Origin of the sequence: Aeromonas enteropelogenes (genome assembly GCF_000819845.1) — a bacterium.
GTDB classification, from domain to species: domain Bacteria; phylum Pseudomonadota; class Gammaproteobacteria; order Enterobacterales; family Aeromonadaceae; genus Aeromonas; species Aeromonas enteropelogenes.
In genome coordinates this window covers 5129-7311 of record NZ_CDCG01000015.1, presented here as the reverse complement: position 1 = coordinate 7311, position 2183 = coordinate 5129, and the positions used below count along the sequence as shown (strand labels likewise).

The 2183-nt window shown below is 62.4% G+C and carries 3 protein-coding genes; 2 read left to right on the top strand and 1 reads right to left on the bottom strand.

Going from position 1 to position 2183, the window contains the following annotated elements; genetic code table 11:
• Nucleotides 1-53: 53 nt before the first annotated feature.
• Complete coding sequence (locus BN1123_RS05620; protein ID WP_042025803.1) at nucleotides 54-905, bottom strand: heme/hemin ABC transporter substrate-binding protein; 852 nt, start codon at nucleotides 903-905, stop codon at nucleotides 54-56.
• A 171-nt stretch (nucleotides 906-1076) separates the two neighbouring features.
• Here BN1123_RS05620 and hutX point away from each other — a divergent pair, with 171 nt between their 5' ends.
• Together hutX and hutZ are read left to right on the top strand one after the other, a co-directional pair.
• Nucleotides 1077-1589: a heme utilization cystosolic carrier protein HutX gene (gene hutX, locus BN1123_RS05615; protein WP_026457788.1), complete on the top strand. Its 513-nt coding sequence runs from the start codon at nucleotides 1077-1079 to the stop codon at nucleotides 1587-1589.
• A complete protein-coding gene (gene hutZ, locus BN1123_RS05610) occupies nucleotides 1586-2143 on the top strand; it encodes a heme utilization protein HutZ (protein ID WP_042025802.1) in 558 nt (185 codons plus the stop codon). Before hutX ends, hutZ begins: the two co-directional genes overlap by 4 nt.
• The last annotated feature ends 40 nt before the right edge of the window (nucleotides 2144-2183 follow it).

The following is a 2183-nucleotide window of genomic DNA, read 5'->3' as shown; positions in this document are numbered from 1 at the left end:
CAGGGCCAGCAGGGCCATGGTGATGGCCAGCAACCAGGGGAGGGGCAGGCGCATCATGATCCCTGCTTGATCCACTGGGCGATCTGGTTCGCCTGTTGCAGTGAGTTGAGGCTCAGCCCCCCTTGCAGGGCGTGACCGTCGATGGCGTGAATGGCCTTGCGCTTGCCGGCCGGAGTGGCCGCCAGGGCGGGCACCTCTGCCAGCACGCTGGCCGGATCGGCATACTGCTGCCATTCGCGGCCGCTCACCAGCACCAGGTCGGGTTGCATTTCGATCAGGGATTCGGCAGAGACGGGCTTGTAGTTGCGCAGGCTGGCGACCGGATTGATGCCGCCCGCCAGTTCGATGAGGGCGCTGGCGGTGGTATCTCCACCCGCAATGCTGGTGGGTTGTCCCTTGTGCAGCAGCAGGAAGGCAACCTTGAGCGGCTTGTTCTGTTTGGCCTGGGTCGCCAGCTTGTCAGTCTGGGTCCGGATCTCGGCCTTGAGTCTGGTGCCGGCCTGCTTATCCCCCAGCAGAGCGGCCAGGGTGTCGATGCGCTCGGTGAGGTTGGCCAGGGTGGGGGCCGTCTTCAATACGTCCACCTTGACGCCAGCGCGGCGCAGTTGATCCAGCGTCGGCGCCGGGCCCATCTCGTCACTGCCGACTACCCGGGTCGGAGAGAGGCTCAGGATCCCTTCGGCTGCGAGGGCGCGGTGGTAGCCCACCCTTGGCAGTCCCTTGGGCAGCGGACTGCTGACATCGGTGGCGATCAGGCAGGGTTCACCGCCCAGCGCGAGGATGAGTTCCGTGGTGGCCGGACCTATGCTGACGATACGTTCTGTTGGAGTAGCCGATACCGCCAGAGGGGCAAGGAGGGCTGAGCAGCCCAACAGGGTGAGTGCGAGGGCAAGACGACGGCCCATGCTAACCTCCGAAAAGGATCAATGAAACGAGTGTGTCGCCGAGAATATCAAGGCCGCAATAAAATTGCACTGATAATGATAGCAATTATCAATTGCATTGAGTTTGGTGCTTTATTAGAGTAGCCGCCATGATGAATAGCGGGGCGAACGGGCCTCGCAGAGGGAGAGAACATGAGCATTGCACAACGCATTCATGCGCTGCTGGAACAGGATCCCGGCGCTCATCCGTCAACACTGGCGGCCCAGTTGGCCGTCAGCGAGTGGGAGGTGGTGCGCCATCTGCCAGCCGAGCTGGTGACCCTGTTGCCACCGGAGCGTGCCCAGGGGCTGCTGGAGGATCTGGCCGACTGGGGGCCGGTGACGACCATAGTCGAATCTGAAGGCTCCATCTTTGAGGTCAAGGCGCCTTTCCCGAAGGGCAAGGATGCGCGCGGCTATTACAACCTGATGGGACGTGATGGCGAGCTGCACGGCCACCTCAAGCTCGACAGGGTGGTGGGGATTGCGCTGGTCAGCAAGCTGTTCATGGGCAAGGAGGGGCACTCGTTCCAGTTCTTCGCCGAGAGTGGCCGCTGCATCTTCAAGATCTACCTGGGGCGTGACGAGAAACGCCAGTTGCTGGCGGATCAGGTGACCCGTTTCATGGCCCTGCGCCACCCGTCTCAAGAGGAAGTCAAAGCATGAGTGAGCGTCAGGAACGTCTGCAAAACCGCCTGCAACCGGAGATCCGCGAGTTTCGCGACCACTGCCGCACCCTGCAGCTGGCCACGGTCGACAGCGAAGGCAATCCCAATGCCAGCTATGCCCCCTTCGTGCTGCAGGAAGATGGCTACTATGTGCTGATCTCCGAGATTGCCCGCCACGCCCGCAACCTGCAGCAGGTGCCCAGGGTGTCGCTGATGCTGATCGAGGATGAAACCGGTGCCCGCGAGCTGTTTGCCCGCAAGCGCCTCACCTTCGATGCGGTGGCCGAAGTGGTGGCTCGCGACGATGTGCGCTGGGAGAAAGCGGTCGGCGCGCTGGAAGGGCGCTTTGGCGAGATTGTCCGCGGTCTCTCCAATCTCAAGGATTTCGTGCTGTTTCGCCTCAAGCCCGAGCAGGGGTTGTTCGTCAAGGGCTTCGGCCAGGCGTTTCGCGTCTCCGGCGACGAGCTGGTGGACTTCGTCCATCTGGTGGAAGGGCACAAACGCATCGACAATGGCGCCGAGCTCACCAGCCCGGCCGATGCACCTCTCTGAGTGTCAGTCATACCATGACAAAACGGGCAGCCACTGGCTG

Bases quoted from the DNA above. Each gene is read 5' to 3' on its own strand.
- BN1123_RS05620 (WP_042025803.1), bottom strand. From the start codon at position 905: ATGGGCCGTCGTCTTGCCCTCGCACTCACCCTGTTGGGCTGCTCAGCC.
- hutZ (WP_042025802.1), top strand. From the start codon at position 1,586: ATGAGTGAGCGTCAGGAACGTCTGCAAAACCGCCTGCAACCGGAGATC.
- hutX (WP_026457788.1), top strand. From the start codon at position 1,077: ATGAGCATTGCACAACGCATTCATGCGCTGCTGGAACAGGATCCCGGC.